This is a genomic window from Paraburkholderia sp. 22098, assembly GCF_052045935.1.
Lineage (GTDB): Bacteria > Pseudomonadota > Gammaproteobacteria > Burkholderiales > Burkholderiaceae > Paraburkholderia > Paraburkholderia caledonica.
The window spans coordinates 567,331-583,280 of sequence record NZ_JBQEPV010000001.1 but is presented as its reverse complement, the minus strand read 5'-3'; the positions used below and the strand labels follow the sequence as shown (position 1 = coordinate 583,280).

9 protein-coding genes are annotated in these 15,950 nt (G+C 61.9%); 2 read left to right on the top strand and 7 right to left on the bottom strand.

The genetic code is table 11. The features are described 5' to 3' along the window. Window positions 1-26: 26 nt before the first annotated feature. Both ACTJLB_RS02600 and putA read right to left on the bottom strand, forming a co-directional pair. The gene (locus tag ACTJLB_RS02600) at window positions 27-1,175 is read right to left on the bottom strand and encodes a branched-chain amino acid ABC transporter substrate-binding protein (protein ID WP_027776926.1); all 1,149 of its coding nucleotides are present in this window, start codon (window positions 1,173-1,175) and stop codon (window positions 27-29) included. A 170-nt stretch (window positions 1,176-1,345) separates the two neighbouring features. Next, window positions 1,346-5,284 (bottom strand): trifunctional transcriptional regulator/proline dehydrogenase/L-glutamate gamma-semialdehyde dehydrogenase, encoded by a 3,939-nt coding sequence (putA, locus tag ACTJLB_RS02595; RefSeq protein ID WP_440782371.1) that lies wholly within the window; start codon window positions 5,282-5,284, stop codon window positions 1,346-1,348. 303 nt (window positions 5,285-5,587) lie between these two features. Here putA and ACTJLB_RS02590 point away from each other — a divergent pair, with 303 nt between their 5' ends. After that, window positions 5,588-5,758 carry a hypothetical protein gene (locus ACTJLB_RS02590; RefSeq protein ID WP_167455745.1) on the top strand — a complete coding sequence of 57 codons (171 nt, stop codon included), beginning with the start codon at window positions 5,588-5,590 and terminating at the stop codon, window positions 5,756-5,758. A gap of 390 nt (window positions 5,759-6,148) precedes the next feature. Here the strand turns inward: ACTJLB_RS02590 and ACTJLB_RS02585 are convergent, their stop codons facing one another. Together ACTJLB_RS02585 and hemE are read right to left on the bottom strand one after the other, a co-directional pair. Next, window positions 6,149-8,395 (bottom strand): primosomal protein N', encoded by a 2,247-nt coding sequence (locus tag ACTJLB_RS02585; RefSeq protein ID WP_440782370.1) that lies wholly within the window; start codon window positions 8,393-8,395, stop codon window positions 6,149-6,151. Between the two features lie 475 nt (window positions 8,396-8,870). Then, a complete protein-coding gene (gene hemE / locus ACTJLB_RS02580; protein WP_440782369.1) occupies window positions 8,871-9,971 on the bottom strand; it encodes a uroporphyrinogen decarboxylase in 1,101 nt (366 codons plus the stop codon). Window positions 9,972-10,188: 217 nt separating this feature from the next. On the opposite strand from hemE, the gene ACTJLB_RS02575 reads away from it, so the two are divergent. Then, a complete protein-coding gene (locus tag ACTJLB_RS02575; protein WP_440782368.1) occupies window positions 10,189-10,986 on the top strand; it encodes a transporter substrate-binding domain-containing protein in 798 nt (265 codons plus the stop codon). Window positions 10,987-11,887: 901 nt separating this feature from the next. On the opposite strand, the gene ACTJLB_RS02570 is transcribed toward ACTJLB_RS02575, so the two are convergent. From ACTJLB_RS02570 to atpD, 3 genes are all read right to left on the bottom strand, one after another. Next, the gene (locus ACTJLB_RS02570) at window positions 11,888-13,618 is read right to left on the bottom strand and encodes an AMP-binding protein (protein WP_440782367.1); all 1,731 of its coding nucleotides are present in this window, start codon (window positions 13,616-13,618) and stop codon (window positions 11,888-11,890) included. A gap of 235 nt (window positions 13,619-13,853) precedes the next feature. Then, complete coding sequence (locus tag ACTJLB_RS02565; protein ID WP_020067428.1) at window positions 13,854-14,279, bottom strand: F0F1 ATP synthase subunit epsilon; 426 nt, start codon at window positions 14,277-14,279, stop codon at window positions 13,854-13,856. Window positions 14,280-14,439: 160 nt separating this feature from the next. After that, entirely contained in the window at window positions 14,440-15,834 is a 1,395-nt protein-coding gene (gene atpD, locus ACTJLB_RS02560; RefSeq protein WP_020067427.1) for a F0F1 ATP synthase subunit beta, read from the bottom strand. Between the last annotated feature and the right edge of the window lie 116 nt (window positions 15,835-15,950).

Below are 15,950 nucleotides of genomic sequence, written 5' to 3'. Positions count from 1 at the left end.
AGATCGGATGATCCGCAAAGAAAGGCTTACTTGCCGCCCACGCTTTGCAGGGTCGTCCACTTGCCGTCGACAACCTTGTACAGCGTGATGCCGCCGTTCTTCAGATCACCCTTCGCGTCGTACGAGAGGTTCGACGACGTCACAGCCGGCATCGACGTCTTGGCTAGCACCGGCAAGTACTTGGCGGGGTCCGTCGAGTTCGCCTTCTTCATTGCTGCGAACATGGCCATTGCGCCGTCATAAGCGTACGGCGAGTACGTTTGCACGTCTTCGTTGAAACGCTTCTTGTACTTGGCGACGTAGTCCTTGCCGCCCGGCATTTCTTCCAGCGGCAGGCCGGCGAGCGATGCCACCGTGCCGTTCGCTGCGTCACCCGCGATCTGGATGAACGTCGGCGTGTGAACCATTTCGCCGCCCATCAGCGGCGCCTTGATGCCGAGCGCCTTCATCTGCTTGACCATGGGTGCTGCTTGCGAATCCGCACCGCCGTAATAGATCAGGTCCGGATTGGCTGCCTTCAGCTTGGTCAGGATCGACTTGAAGTCCACGGCCTTGTCGTTCGTGTATTCACGATCGACGATCGTGCCGCCCGCTGCCTTCGCCGCCTTCTCGAACTGATCCGCCAGACCCTGGCCGTAAGCCGTGCGGTCGTCGACGATCACAATCTTCTTCACGCCAAGCGTCTTGACCGCGAACGTGCCAGCGACCGAACCTTGCTGCGTGTCGGACGTCATCATACGGAACGTGGTCTTGAAACCTTGTTGCGTGTATTCAGGCGCCGTTGCCATTGCGATTTCGGGAATGCCAGCGTTCGCGTAGATGCGCGAAGCCGGGATCGTGGTGCCCGAGTTGAAGTGGCCGAGCATGCCCTTGATGCCGTCGTCCACCAGCTTCTGCGCGACGGTGGTGCCGGTGCGCGGGTCAGCCTGGTCGTCTGCCGAGTCGAGTACGAAGCGAACCGGCTTGCCGCCGATCACCGGCTTCGTCGCGTTCATGTCTTCCACAGCCAGCGTGATGCCGTTCTGGAAGTCTTTGCCGTAGTGCGCCTGCGCGCCCGTCATCGGACCGGCGAAACCGATCTTCACGTCATCCGTCGATTGAGCGTTGGCCGTCCCCGCCAGCGACATCGCCGCAACCAGTGCTGCGCCTGCCAGCTGTGTCATCTTGTGTTGCATATCTTCTCCTTGGTACCAGGTGTGGATGGAGCGGCTTTCGGGATCGCCGTTACCGCTTCCGTTCTAATGACCGCCCCCAAATCCTGGCGCATCGCGCCAGGTCCCCCGAGGGGGCGCAAGAAAACTTGGGGCGGCCCTCCGTTTTCTTGCCACCAATCGATGAGGTTCGCTCAACCGATCGTCATCAAATTCGCATTACCACCAGCAGCTGCCGTATTCACGCTGACCGAGCGCTCCGTCAACAGACGCTCGAGCGCGTAGTCTTCGTCGCCGCTCTCCAGCGCGCGCGACGCGACACCTTGCACCGACACAATCGGTCCGGGACGCTTCGCGACTTCCTTCACGAGCGTCAGCAGTTCGTCGCTGTCGCCTTCGAACAATACGGCGTCGAACGGCGTCTCCGCGTTCTTGCGCACGCTCGCATAAGACTTCAGCGATGCGGGCAACTGCGTCACCAATTGTTCACCAGCCGCGCCTTCGAACAGCGCTCGATTTCCCGTAGCCAGCACGGCCGCAAACTGCGCGCGCGCACCGCTCGCGGTCGATGCGATACACAACACCGTGCCGCGCGCACCCAGCGTGTAAGTGTTGCGCTCGCCAGTCGGCCCCGACAGGACCGCAGTTGCACCAGCCGGCATATGCGACAGATAACCGTCGCAACGCGCAGCAAGTTGCGGCTCGCGCTCGGCAATCAGCCAGTCGCGCAACGCAGTCAACGCGGCGGACGGATTGTCGCCTTTTTCGGCTGCTTGCGGTACATCTACGATCAGCGCCTGTGCGAGCGACTTCGGCAAGCCTGCCGGACGCGTCGCGAGCAGACGCTGCAGATACAACGCGCCGCCAGCCTTCGGCCCGGTGCCCGACAAACCTTCGCCGCCGAACGGCTGCACGCCGACCACCGCGCCGATCACGTTGCGATTCACATAGATGTTGCCGACATGCGCGCGGCTAATCACATGGGCAATCGTTTCGTCGATGCGCGTATGGATACCGAGCGTCAGGCCATAGCCCGTCGTGCGGATCTGCTCGAGCAGCGTGTCGAGCTGGCTGCGGCGGTAACGCACCACATGCAGCACGGGCCCGAACACTTCGCGCTTCAATTCGTCGATGCTGTCGAGCTCGATGAGCGTCGGCGGCACGAACGTGCCTTGCGCGCATCCCTCCGGCATCGGCAGTTGCTCGACCTTGCGACCCTTCTCACGCATTGCCGCGATATGCGCGTCGATGCCCCGCTTCGCGTCAACGTCGATCACCGGGCCGACGTCGGTCGACAAGCGATCCGGATTGCCCACCGTCAGTTCGCGCATCGCCCCCGTCAGCATTTCGAGCGTGCGGTCCGCAACGTCGTCCTGCAAACAGAGAACGCGCAGCGCCGAACAACGTTGACCGGCCGAATCGAACGACGACTGCATCACGTCCGCCACCACCTGTTCGGCGAGCGCCGACGAATCGACGATCATCGCGTTCTGACCACCTGTTTCGGCGATCAGCGGAATCGGTTTGCCTTCCGGATCGAGACGGCCCGAGAGAGTCTTGTTGATGAGACGCGCGACTTCGGTCGAACCGGTGAACATCACCGCACGGGTGCGCGGGTCGGCGACGAGCGCGGCACCGACTGTTTCACCATCGCCCGGCAGCAGTTGCACGGCGCCGGCAGGCACGCCGGCTTCGCGCAGAATGCGCACGGCCTGGGCGGCGATCAGCGGCGTTTGCTCAGCCGGCTTCGCGAGGACGGTGTTGCCGGCTGCGAGCGCGGCGGCCACCTGGCCCATGAAAATCGCGAGCGGGAAATTCCACGGGCTGATACACACGACAGGTCCAAGCGGACGATGCGTGTCGTTTGAAAATTCGCTGCGAATCTGGGTCGAGTAGTAACGCAGGAAGTCGATCGCTTCGCGAATTTCCGACACCGCGTTCGCGAGCGATTTGCCCGCTTCGCGCACCACGAGGCCCATCAGCGTATGCATCTGCGCTTCGAGCAGATCGGCGGCACGCGCGAGGCAATCGGCACGCGCTTCTACGGGAGTTGCCTGCCAGATCGGCGCTGCTGCAACCGCGTGCGTCAATGCGGCGCTCACATGTTCCGCGCTCGCTTCGACCACCGTGCCGACGAGGTCGCGATGGTCCGCCGGATTGCGCACGTCGCGCGCATTGCCCAGGACGATCTGATCGTCGGCCAGCATCGGCGCGGCGCGCCACGGATGATTCGCGCTCGCCAGCAACGCCGACGACAGCGACGCGAGACGATGCTCGTTCGACAGATCGAGACCCATCGAGTTGAGACGCTCCGCGCCGTACAGATTGCGCGGCAGCGGAATCTTTGCGTGCGGCGCGCCGAGCGGAACGATCTTCGACGCTTCTTCGACCGGATCGGCGATCAGATCCTGGATCGCGACGTTTTCATCGGCGATGCGATTGACGAATGACGTGTTCGCGCCATTCTCCAGCAGACGTCGCACGAGATACGCGAGCAGCGTTTCGTGCGTGCCGACCGGTGCATACACGCGGCACGGACGGTTCAGCTTGCCTGCGGACAACGGGCCCGTCACTTCTTCGTAAAGCGGCTCGCCCATGCCGTGCAGACACTGGAACTCGTACTGACCGGGATAGTAGTTGTTGCCCGCGAGGTGATAGATCGCCGACAGCGTGTGCGCGTTGTGCGTGGCGAATTGCGGGTATACCGCGTCGGGCGCGCCGAGCAGCTTCTTCGCGCACGCGAGATACGACACGTCCGTATAGATCTTGCGCGTGTAGACCGGATAGCCTTCGAGGCCGTCCACTTGCGCACGCTTGATTTCGGTGTCCCAGTACGCACCCTTCACGAGGCGCACCATGATGCGGTGACGGCTGCGGCGCGCGAGGTCGACGATGTATTCGATCACGAACGGGCAGCGCTTCTGATAAGCCTGCACCACAAAACCGATACCGTTCCAACCGGCTAGCTCCGGATCGAAGCACAGCGCTTCCAGCAGATCGAGCGAGATTTCGAGGCGGTCGGCTTCTTCGGCGTCGATGTTCAGGCCGATGTCGTAGCGGCGCGCGAGGATCGCAAGCGAACGCACACGCGGCAGCAATTCGCTCATCGTGCGCTCCTGCTGCGAGCGCGAGTAGCGCGGATGCAGCGCGGAGAGCTTGATCGAGATGCCCGGACCTTCGTAGATCCCGCGGCCGCCGGCTGCCTTGCCGATCGCGTGGATCGCCTGCTCATACGACGCGTAGTAACGCTGCGCGTCGGCTTCGGTCGTGGCGGCTTCGCCAAGCATGTCGTACGAGTAGCGGAAACCGCGTGCTTCGTATTTGCGGCTGTTCGCCAGCGCTTCCGAAATGTTCTCGCCGGTGACGAACTGCTCGCCCATCAGGCGCATCGCCATGTCGACGCCCTTGCGAATCAGCGGCTCGCCGCCCTTGCCGATCAGCCGCGTCAGCGCCGACGAAAGGTTCGTCTCGCTGTTGGTCGTGACCAGCTTGCCGGTGATCATCAAGCCCCAGGTCGCGGCGTTGACGAACAGCGACGGCGCCTGACCGACGTGCGATTTCCAGTCGCCCTTGCTGATCTTGTCGCGGATCAGCGCGTCGCGCGTTGCGCGATCGGGAATGCGCAGCAAGGCTTCGGCGAGGCACATCAGTGCGACACCTTCCTGGCTCGACAGCGAGAATTCGTGGATCAGCCCTTCGACGCCGCCGCCCTTACTCTTGCCGCGCAGCGTTTCGACGAGCTTCGCGGCGAGCGCTTGCACGTCGCCCGCCAGGTTGGCCGGCAAGCGCGCCTGACCCAGCAGGAACGGCACGCATTCCGGCTCCGGCCGGCGATAAGCCGCCGTGATTGCCGCGCGCAACACCGATTGCGGTTGCACGTTTTGCGCGAAATCGAGGAACGGGTGCGCCGCACCGTCCTCGTCCGGTTCTACCGATGCGCCGTCAGCCATGTCGGCGGCACCTGCCACGCCCGACAGTTCCGGCGGCAGTTGTCCCTGCTCGATCTTTTCCAGGTACGCAAAAATCGCCTGCTTGATCAGCCAGTGCGGTGTGCGTTCGAGGCGGGTGGCCGCATCTCGCAGCCGGGAACGCAGGAGGTCGTCGACCTTGACGCCAAGGGTGGTGCTAGCCATGTTTCCTTCTTCGGATACCAGACGAAATGCTGGCGAAAGACAAAAGTTGGCCGAATCGTACGCCTCCCAATAAAAAGGTGCAACCGGCACAGCGAAACGGTTGCACCTCGCTCAATCCCTTGCCTGCCGGGGCTTTTCGGCGAGTTCTCGTCAGAGCGCGAACGCCGGTAAGGATCGGTATTTTCCCTGGCCAGATTTCTTTTCTTCGAGCCCTTATCAAACCGGCGGCCGCGCCGTTATAGAGGACATAGCGGCCGCGGGGTCATGCGCGCACAAAAACGGTACGGGGTGAGGACAAGCGAAATGGAAAAGTGGCTGGTCGTATTGGGCATCTGGGCGATGTGCGCAACCTGCGCTGTGCTGTTTATCCGCGGCGCGACCGGCGGCTCAGACAAACGCGATGCGTCCGAAGGTCGGGGACGTGCGACGTCGGCCGCATCATCCGGTGACGCGCAGGCGGCATTGAACGATTGAGCGCAGAGGCGGCGCGATTAGCCGCTCGGTGTGTCCCGATGCCTGGCCTTGGCTGGCTTGCCGCAGGCGGGTGACGGCGGGTTCGCCAAGGTCTGCCGGCCGTTGCTGCCGGGAAGTGAGAAGTGAACACTGTGAGATCGACCATGCTCTGTTCCAGCGACTACAGATCTTCCGCACGCTATCGGCAACTCGCGGCACGCGGCGCGCACGTTTCGTCGCGGGCATCGGCGGTGTTGGGTACGCGGACACGCACGCGCGCCGCGACTTCTGCCGCAAGTTATTCGAACACAGTCCGAGCGCGGGCCCGGAGCGCGCGCAGCCGCTGTCGATAGTAGTGATTGTTGGCTGACCTGAGTTCCGCCGACGCAAACCGGGAGCAGAGACGCCTGCTCAAATATCGAGCGGGTCGACTTCGAGGTTCCAGCGGAGCACACCTTTCAAACCGCGCAATAACGGCTGCCACGCGCGCAACGTGGCCTGCAGCGCCGCGCGCGACGCACTTTCTATCAACAACTGCGCGCGGTGGACGTGCATCACCTTGACGATGGTGAGCGGCACTGCGTCGTACACGGTCACGCGTTCGGCGGCTGCAATGCCCGTCAGTTCAGCCGCGGCCTGCTGCAGAAAAGCCAGCGCAGCCTCGAGCGTGCGGCCTTCCGCCCTCAGCAACGCCTGATACACGAACGGCGGCAAATGCGCGTCGCGCCGCTCGGCCAGCGTCGAATTGGCGAAGCCAACGTAATCATGGCGCCCAAGCGCGTGATAAAGCGCATGGCGCGGATAACGCGTCTGCACCAGCACCTCGCCTGGCAAGCCTGCGCGCCCGGCGCGGCCGCTGACTTGCATCAGTTGAGCGAAGAGGCGTTCGCTTGCTCGAAAGTCATGGGAAAACAGTGCGGTGTCGGCGTTGAGCACGCCAACTAGCGAAACGCGCTGGAAGTCGTGTCCCTTTGCGATCATCTGCGTGCCGACCAGAATGTCGACTTCGCCCGCGTGCACGTCGGAAAAAAGCGCCTGCGCGCTGCCTTTGCGGCGGGTGCTGTCGGCGTCGATGCGCAGCACGCGAGCGCCGGGTACCGCGCTCGCGAGCGTTTCTTCGACGCGCTGGGTGCCGCGCCCCATGGGTGCAATGTCGACATTGCCGCACTCGGGACATGCGCGCGGAATTCGCGACTCCCAACCGCAGTGATGACAGCGTAGCGCGCGCTCAGGTTTATGCAGAACGACATACGCGCTGCAACGCGGACAACCGGCGACCCATCCGCAGGCATCGCAAGCGAGCTGCGGCGCGTAACCACGACGGTTCAGAAACACCAGACTCTGTTCGCCGCGCTCGAGCCGGGTCTTCAGCGCGGCAATTAATGGACCGGACAATCCTTCCACTGAAGCGCGTCCGCGCCGCCGCTCGTCCTCGAGATCGATCAGGCGCACCGTGGGCAGCACTGCATCGGCGACCGCCCGGCGCGACAGGGTAAGCCGCTTGTAGCGCCCCTGATCCGCCTGCCACCAGCTTTCGAGCGACGGCGTGGCCGATCCCAGCACGACCGGCAGGCCAAGCTGCTTTGCACGGTAGATGGCCAGGTCGCGCGCCGAGTAGCGAAGCCCTTCCTGCTGCTTGTAAGCCGGGTCGTGCTCCTCATCCACGACGATGATGGCGAGCCGAGGTAGCGACGCGAGCACCGCGAGGCGCGTGCCCAGTACGATGCGCGCGTGGCCCGCATGTGCTGCGAACCAGTTGCGGGCGCGCTCTCCCTCGGCGAGACCGCTGTGCAACGTGACGATGGCTGAGTCCGCAAGCGCCGCGAAGCGGGCGCGAAAAGCCGCTTCGAACTGCGGCGTCAGGTTGATTTCGGGAACCAGCACCAGCGCCTGCGCGTCTGCATTGGCCGCAAGAATCTCGGCGAGCGCGCGTAGATAGACTTCCGTCTTGCCGCTTCCCGTCACGCCATGCAACAGGAACGGCGCGAAGCCGTGCGCGTGGCGAATGGCTTCGACGGCGTCGGCTTGTTCGTCTGTGAGCGTAGGAAGCTTCTGCGGCGGCGCCGGCGTGGCCGCGGCGGCCGGGGGCGCCGCGGCGGCATCGACCACGTCTAGCGCGACCCAGCCCTCGGCTTGCCATGCGGCGAGCGTGGAGATAGCTTTAGGGTGCAGTCCGCGGGCGTCGGCGGCGCTCAAAAACTCGCCGGCGGATAGCGCCTGCGCCAGGTTCCGCAGCGCCGTTGCGCGCGCCGGCAGAGCGTCGGGCAACGCCGTGCGGCCTTCCGACGTAAGCCTGTAGCGCTCTTCCGGCGCGAGCAGCCGTGACCAGCGCGAGGCGTCGCGCAGCGCCTGCGGCAGCGCCGGTAACGCCACTTCGCCAAGTCCGCGTTGATAGTAATCGGCAGCAAAGGCAGCTAGCGCGAGCCATTCAGCCGACAGCGGCGGGCATGCGGTGCAAACGCCGTTCACCGACCGAAGACGATCGGCGGGAACCTCACTGTGATCGGTCACTTCGCACACGAGGCCTACCACGTCGCGTTTGCCGAACGGCACGCTAACGAGCGTTCCCGGTACGGGCAACTGCGCCGAATCGCAACGATAATCAAACAGGGTCGGCAGTGGATGGTCCAGTGCGACGCGGACGAACGCTTCACTCATTCGGCTGCGCAGAGGCTGGCAAGGGCGGATGGCGTCATTGCGCCGCAGGTGGCAGTCGAGATTGCCCCACTCTGGGGCGAGCCGCCGAAGTTAAAGTAAAGCTTCAATTTCGCCGCTAAGTTTTGGATTCCGCTGAACAATTGCTCTCGACCCCGGCTGCCTGTGGATAACTTTGTTGAGAACTTCGCTTTGAAAGCCCGGAAACCGCGCCGCAGCGGCGTTCTGTGGGGTTCCGCACACTTCTTCGGGAAGCCGCCAAACCCTTGCCACGTAAGGCCGAGATCAAATAAATGCGCGTTCTGCAAGGGTCAGGACAGGACTAAAGCTTCTACCGCGCCGCAGCGTGATAAATGTGTATAAGTCAAGTCTTGACAACTGCGAGACCGCCATCTGACGGCCCGCACGGTGCGAATTTTTCCTGGGTGGCAGAGCCCGGCGCGCTGCATCGCAACATAAAACGGCAAGTATTACAGCATTAAGCCGGTGCGCGCGTGCCGCTGCGAATGGCGCGGCTATGACGATGGACCTCGTCGACGAGTTCCGCTACGTTTTCCGGCGGCGTGAATTGCGAGATGCCATGACCCAAGTTGAAGACGTGGCCCGGATGATTTCCGAAGCTGTCCAGCACGGCGCGCGCTTCCATGCGGATCGCCGCTGGCGGCGCGAACAAGACGGACGGGTCGATGTTGCCTTGCAAAGCCACCTTCGAGCCTACCCGTTCGCGCGCCCTGCGCAGATTGACCGTCCAGTCGAGACCGACGGCGTCCACGCCAATGTCCGCAATCTCATCGAGCCACAGGCCACCGCCCTTCGTGAACGTGATCACCGGCACTTTGTCGCCCTCGTGCTCGCGCTTCAGTTGACTGACGACCTGCTGAATATAGTGCAGGGAGAAGCGCTGATACGCGCCGTCCGCGAGCGCACCGCCCCACGTGTCGAAAATCATGACGGCTTGTGCGCCCGCCTCGATCTGTGCATTCAGATAAGCGGCAACCGAATTCGCGTTGATCTCGAGAATGCGATGCATCAGATCGGGACGTGCGTACAGCATGGACTTGACCGTGCGGAAGTCCGCCGAGCCGCCGCCTTCGACCATGTAGCACGCCAGCGTCCACGGGCTGCCCGAGAATCCGATCAGCGGCACGCGTTGGCGACCTTGAGCATCGGTCAGCGCAGTGCGGATCTCGCGCACTGCGTCGGTCACATAGCGCAATGTAGCGTCGATGTCGGGCACCGCGAGTCGCGCCACATCGTCTTCTGTGCGCACAGGGCGCGCAAACGTCGGCCCCTCGCCCGTGACGAACTCCAGACCCAAGCCCATTGCGTCGGGCACGGTCAGAATGTCGGAAAACAAAATTGCGGCGTCGAGCGGATAGCGCTCGAGGGGCTGCAACGTGACTTCCGTTGCATACGCGGGATTTTTGGCCAGCCCGAGGAAGCTGCCGGCGCGAGCCCGCGTGGCGTTGTATTCCGGCAGGTAACGACCCGCCTGCCGCATCAGCCAGACAGGCGTGTAGTCAGTGGGCTGGCGCAGCAGCGCGCGCAAAAAGGTGTCGTTCAGTAGTTTATGGGCCACGTTGCGTGCGACTAGGAGCAAAGGGGCATTTTACCGGACAGCGCGCGCCGCATCCTGCTTGATGCGGCCAATAACTGTGATTCGTGGACGGTTTGAAGTCCATTTTCCCGGTCGACGGGGAGCGGCGCAACCTGGTCAAACGGCCAATGTTCAAGCGGAAAGCTCCTGGCTATTATCCAGCGGCTTAACCATAACAAAGCACAATCAAGGAGACTCAATGAATAAGGCAGCAGTCGCATTGTTAAGCGTCCTGACAGGCGCGCTCATGTACACCGGCGCGGCGCAGGCGCAAGCATCGGCCACCACATCGACACTTTCCCGGCTCGACGAAATCCCCGCCCGCGGCACGTTGCGCGCATGCACGACCGGCGACTACAAACCGCACTCGTTCTATAGAGCCGACGGTCAGTTCGAGGGGATCGACATCGATATGACCGAATCGCTGGCTAAGTCGCTCGGCGTCAAAGCGGAATTCGTCAAGACTTCGTGGTCGAACCTGATGAACGACTTCGTCGCCAAGTGCGACATCGGCGTGGGCGGCGTTTCGCCGACGCTGGAGCGGCAAAAGCGAGCCTTTTTCACCCAGCCGTTTATGGTGGACGGCAAGACGCCGATTGTCCGATGCGACGACGTCGACAAATACCAGACCGTCGCACAGATCGACCAGCCGGGAACGCGTGTCATCGTTAATCCGGGCGGCACGAACGAACGGTTCGCAAAGCAGTTCTTGTCGCATGCCTCGATGACTGTGTATCCGGACAATGTGACGATCTTCAAGCAGATCCTCGCCGGCAAAGCCGACGTGATGGTGACCGACGCGTCGGAGACCCTGCTGCAGCAAAAGCTGAATCCCGGCCTGTGTGCCGTGCATCCCCAGAAGCCGTTCCAGTACGGGGAGAAAGCGTGGCTGCTGCCCCGCGGCGATGTCGCGTTTCAACAGTACGTTGATCAGTGGCTGCATTTCGCGCGCGCGACGGGCGAATATCAAGCCGTGCTCGACAAGTGGCTCAAGTGAGGTATTCCGCTCGGCCGCGTTTCTTTCCCGCCGTGATTGAGGAAGGTCTGCGGCCGCGCCGCAATATATAGCGACGGTTTGGCGATCGCATCATGTAACGGCGGCTCCGGAAAGCCCGGCAAGAGGTAAACAACGGTGACCGCCGACTGAATTCGTGAACCGGCCCTTACATTTTTGAAGGTTGCGCGGCGGATATTGCGCCGCACTCAACTGCGCCAACCACTGCGCCCGCTATTTTCTGTACCGCGAAGCAGTTGTAACAACAATGGTTTATTGTCAGAAAGATGAAGACGCAACTATTTCATGCGGAATCGACTTAACACTTTATGCGGCGCTATGCTTCGCGAATATCATTAAACGGTCGTATTAAATTGCCGCGTAGTCATCGGTATATATTACTTTCTAAGGCCTTGAATTCCGCAATAAATCCCTCAGCGCCTTATCTGGCGGGCGTTACAACCTGAAACACTTTGTTACGGCGCTTCTTTGTTAATTCGCCCACAATGCCCTCAACGGTTTCAACACGGATGTGGCTGCGTGCATGGTGTGAGCGGATACGATGCACTTGCCGGTCGGCGTATGCCGAAGCCCTGTAAAGGGGCATCCCTGCTGGGACCGTAGTCGACGCCGGGTCGTCGTCTCAGTCGGTTCCTACATTGGTCTCCTCGCGCTAACCCCGTAGCGTGTGGTTTTTAGCGGGCTCCAGGCCCGCTTTTTTTTCGTCCAGCCAAACGTTTGCGCAGTGCAAGATGGCATGTTTTACATGCTTTTAAGCGCAATTTGCTGTTTGGCGGTGTACACGGCGGTTGGCGTCTGCAGCACGTCGCTGCGCGGGCCCGCTCCCAGGCAGGTCACCGCGTATTGCGTACGTAATGCGCACTTATGGCCTGGCCGAGGCACGTCAGGCCGTCTTCCCTTCCTGCAACTTCAGTTCGCTGATCATGCGCTCACGCATGACGAACTTCTGCACTTTGCCTGTCACCGTCATTGGTAGCTCGTCGACGAAGCGGATGTACTTCGGCACCTTGTAGTGCGCTATCTGGCCATTGCAGAACTGCTGGATCTCCTCGGCTGTCGCCTGTTCACCTGGACGCAGGACAATCCACGCGCACACCTCTTCGCCGTATCGGCTGTCCGGCACGCCGAAAACCTGCACGCTCTGAATCTTCGGGTGGCGGAAAAGAAACTCCTCAATCTCGCGCGGATAGATGTTCTCGCCGCCACGAATCAGCATGTCCTTGAGGCGACCGACAATGTTGCAATAGCCCTCAGCGTCGAGCGTAGCGAGGTCGCCTGTGTGCATCCAGCCGTCGACGATACTTTCACGCGTTTTCGCCTCGTCGTCCCAATAGCCTTGCATCACGGAATATCCGCGCGTGCAGAGCTCGCCGGTCTCGCCCACCGGCACGATGTTGCCTACGGGATCGACAATCTTAACTTCGAGGTGCGGCTGAATGCGGCCGACGGTGGTGGTGCGCTTGTCGAGCGGATCGGTGGTCGAACTCTGGAACGACACCGGGCTAGTCTCTGTCATGCCGTACGCGATTGTGATTTCGTTGAGGTGCATCCTCGACACGACTTTCTTCATCGTCTCGATCGGGCACGGCGATCCCGCCATGATTCCAGTGCGCAGGCGTGAGAGGTCGAAGGAGGCAAAGTCCGGGTGATCCAGTTCGGCTATGAACATGGTCGGCACGCCGTGCAGCGCCGTGCACTGCTCTTGCGCGACGGCCGCGAGTGTCGCGGCAGGGTCGAATGCCTCGCCCGGAAACACCATGTTCGCGCCCACAGAGACGCACGCGAGCACCGCGAGCACCATGCCAAAGCAGTGATATAGCGGGACGGGAATGCACAGCGCGTCCTGCTCGCTCAGATTCATGGCCATCGCGATATAGCGCGCGTTGTTGACCACGTTGCTATGCGTGAGCGTCGCCCCTTTCGGATTGCCCGTTGTACCGCTGGTGAACTGGATATTGATCGCCTCGTGGCACGAGAGCGTCGCGCCGATCTCGTCGAGTTTCGCGACATCGAGCGTGGCGCGCCCTTGCTCGATCACGTCCGAGAACGTGAGCATTCCGGGCGTTTCCGTGTCGCACATACGAATCACGTAGCGCAAATCAGGCAGTCGCGCCGCGTGCAGATCGCCGGGCGCGTGCGTAGCAAGCTCGGGCGCGAGTTGCTGCAGCATTTCGAGGTACATCGACGTCTTGAAGCGCTCCGCCGCGACAATCGCCTTGCAGCCCACCTTGTTCAGCGCGTATTCCAACTCCGCCAGGCGGTAAGCCGGGTTGATGTTGACCAGCACCGCACCAATGCGCGCGGTCGCGAACTGTGTCAGCAGCCACTCAACCCGGTTTGGCGACCAGATGCCGACGCGGTCGCCCTTCACAATGCCCAGCGCCAGGAACCCGGCGGCCAATATGTCGACTTCGTCGGCGAACTCCTTCCAGGTCCACCTGATCTGCTGCTCACGAAAAACCACCGCAGGCCGGTCGGGAAAGCGCTCGGCGGTGCTGCGCAAAAACTCGCCGATCGTCGCTTCGCTCAACGGAATCTCTGTCGACCCGCGGACATACGAGAGTCCGTCTTTCGGTTCTATGATTGCGCCTTCGCCTGACACTTGCGTTGCCATGGTGCTGTCTCCGTGAGCAAATCGCCCTATTGAAATGAATTTGAAACCGATTGTGCCACCGGCGGTCGCTCGCGCGGCATCAAGTCTTACCCGCAGCGGCCCGGCGTATTGGATGGCTGTCCCTTGCTTGCGCCGGATTGGACGGCCTTACAATCTCGGTTACCTTTCCGTAAACGTCAAGTGAAGGATAAAAAAAGGCAGCCACGTGGGCTGCCTTTTCTCTGGTACGTGTTGCTTAGCTCTGACCGCGCAGTTTGCGCAGACGCTGGATCGCAGCAAGCTGAGCCGTCGCGTACGCCAGCTCCGCCTGGGCGGTCGCGTATTCGAGGTTCGAGCCCGTGTTCTGCAGCGCTTCTTCCGCACGTTTGCGCGCGTCTTCGGCTTTGGCTTCGTCGAGATCCTTGCCGCGAATTGCCGTGTCAGCGAGAACCGTCACTGCACCCGGCTGGATTTCGAGGATGCCGCCGGCGACGAACACAAACTCTTCTTCGCCGTTCTCAGCTTCGATGCGCACTGCCCCCGGACGGATCCGGGTGATGAGCGGCGTGTGGCCCGGCAGAATGCCGAGTTCACCTGCTTCGCCCGGCAGCGCGACGAACTTCGCCTGGCCCGAGAAGATCTGCTCTTCCGCGCTGACGACGTCTACTTTAATGGTTGCCATAAGTGTCGACTCCTGTGGCGACCAGGGTTAGCGCTTTAGCGCTCGCTCTGGCCCCGTGCAAGGCTGGGTTAAGCGTAGTGAGAGGCACCGGCTTTGCGGATAACCACCGTGTGGAAGTCATCGCGCGCGAGGCCGGCGCCCGCTTCGTTACACCCGACCTTTACTGGATCTTCTTGGCCTTTTCGAAGGCTTCGTCGATCGTGCCGACCATGTAGAAGGCTTGTTCCGGCAGGTGGTCGCATTCGCCTTCAACGATCATCTTGAAGCCGCGGATCGTTTCCTTCAGCGGAACGTACTTGCCCGGCGAACCCGTGAACACTTCAGCAACGTGGAACGGCTGCGACAGGAAACGCTGGATCTTACGAGCGCGCGCCACGGCGAGCTTGTCTTCCGGCGCGAGTTCGTCCATGCCCAGAATCGCGATAATGTCGCGCAGTTCCTTGTAGCGCTGCAGCGTTTGCTGCACGCCGCGCGTGATCGAGTAGTGCTCTTCGCCGATCACGTTCGGGTCGATCTGACGCGAGGTCGAATCGAGCGGGTCCACTGCCGGGTAGATACCCAGCGAAGCGATGTCACGCGACAACACGACGGTAGCGTCCAAGTGGCCGAAAGTCGTAGCCGGCGACGGGTCGGTCAAGTCATCCGCAGGGACGTACACGGCCTGAACCGACGTAATCGAGCCGGTCTTGGTCGACGTAATGCGCTCTTGCAGCTTGCCCATTTCTTCAGCCAGCGTCGGCTGATAGCCCACTGCCGACGGCATACGGCCGAGCAGTGCCGACACTTCAGTACCGGCCAGCGTGAAACGGTAGATGTTGTCAACGAAGAACAGCACGTCGAGGCCTTCGTCACGGAAGTGCTCAGCCATCGTCAGGCCGGTCAGCGCGACGCGCAGACGGTTGCCCGGCGGCTCGTTCATCTGGCCGTACACCAGCGCGACCTTGTCCAGAACGTTCGAGTCCTTCATTTCGTGATAGAAGTCGTTCCCTTCGCGGGTACGCTCGCCAACACCGGCGAACACGGAGTAACCACCGTGTTCCTTAGCGATGTTGTTGATCAGTTCCATCATGTTCACGGTCTTGCCGACGCCGGCGCCACCGAACAGACCCACCTTACCGCCCTTGGCAAACGGGCAGATCAGGTCGATAACCTTGATGCCGGTTTCGAGCAGTTCGGTCGACGGCGACAGTTCGTCGAACGCCGGAGCCTTCTGGTGAATGCCGCGAACCACGTCCGAGTTGATCGGACCGGCTTCGTCGATCGGACGACCGAGAACGTCCATGATACGGCCGAGCGTCGGCTTGCCGACCGGCACGCTGATCGGATTGCCAGTGTTCTTGACGACCGTGCCACGACGCAGACCGTCCGATGCACCCAGACAGATGGTACGGACAACGCCGTCGCCCAGCTGTTGCTGGACTTCGAGGGTCAGTTCCGAACCTTCCAGAATGAGCGCGTCGTAAATCTTCGGCATGTCCGAACGCGGGAATTCCACGTCGATCACCGCGCCGATGCACTGTACGATCTTGCCTTCTACCAAAGCAGTAGTACTCATCGCTTTTCCTTTAGATACTCAATTCTTCACTCGCGCAAAGGCGCTGTTTCGATGGAATCGCCCAGACCGGTTGCCTGGACGGTGCGCCGCACGGGCGCACGCAAGGCGACACGCTG

Excerpts from the sequence above, each read along its gene's own strand:
- ACTJLB_RS02570 (WP_440782367.1), bottom strand. The coding sequence starts at position 13,618 with ATGGCAACGCAAGTGTCAGGCGAAGGCGCAATCATAGAACCGAAAGAC.
- ACTJLB_RS02600 (WP_027776926.1), bottom strand. The coding sequence starts at position 1,175 with ATGCAACACAAGATGACACAGCTGGCAGGCGCAGCACTGGTTGCGGCG.
- ACTJLB_RS02585 (WP_440782370.1), bottom strand. The coding sequence starts at position 8,395 with ATGAGTGAAGCGTTCGTCCGCGTCGCACTGGACCATCCACTGCCGACC.
- putA (WP_440782371.1), bottom strand. The coding sequence starts at position 5,284 with ATGGCTAGCACCACCCTTGGCGTCAAGGTCGACGACCTCCTGCGTTCC.
- ACTJLB_RS02565 (WP_020067428.1), bottom strand. The coding sequence starts at position 14,279 with ATGGCAACCATTAAAGTAGACGTCGTCAGCGCGGAAGAGCAGATCTTC.
- ACTJLB_RS02590 (WP_167455745.1), top strand. The coding sequence starts at position 5,588 with ATGGAAAAGTGGCTGGTCGTATTGGGCATCTGGGCGATGTGCGCAACC.
- ACTJLB_RS02575 (WP_440782368.1), top strand. The coding sequence starts at position 10,189 with ATGAATAAGGCAGCAGTCGCATTGTTAAGCGTCCTGACAGGCGCGCTC.
- atpD (WP_020067427.1), bottom strand. The coding sequence starts at position 15,834 with ATGAGTACTACTGCTTTGGTAGAAGGCAAGATCGTACAGTGCATCGGC.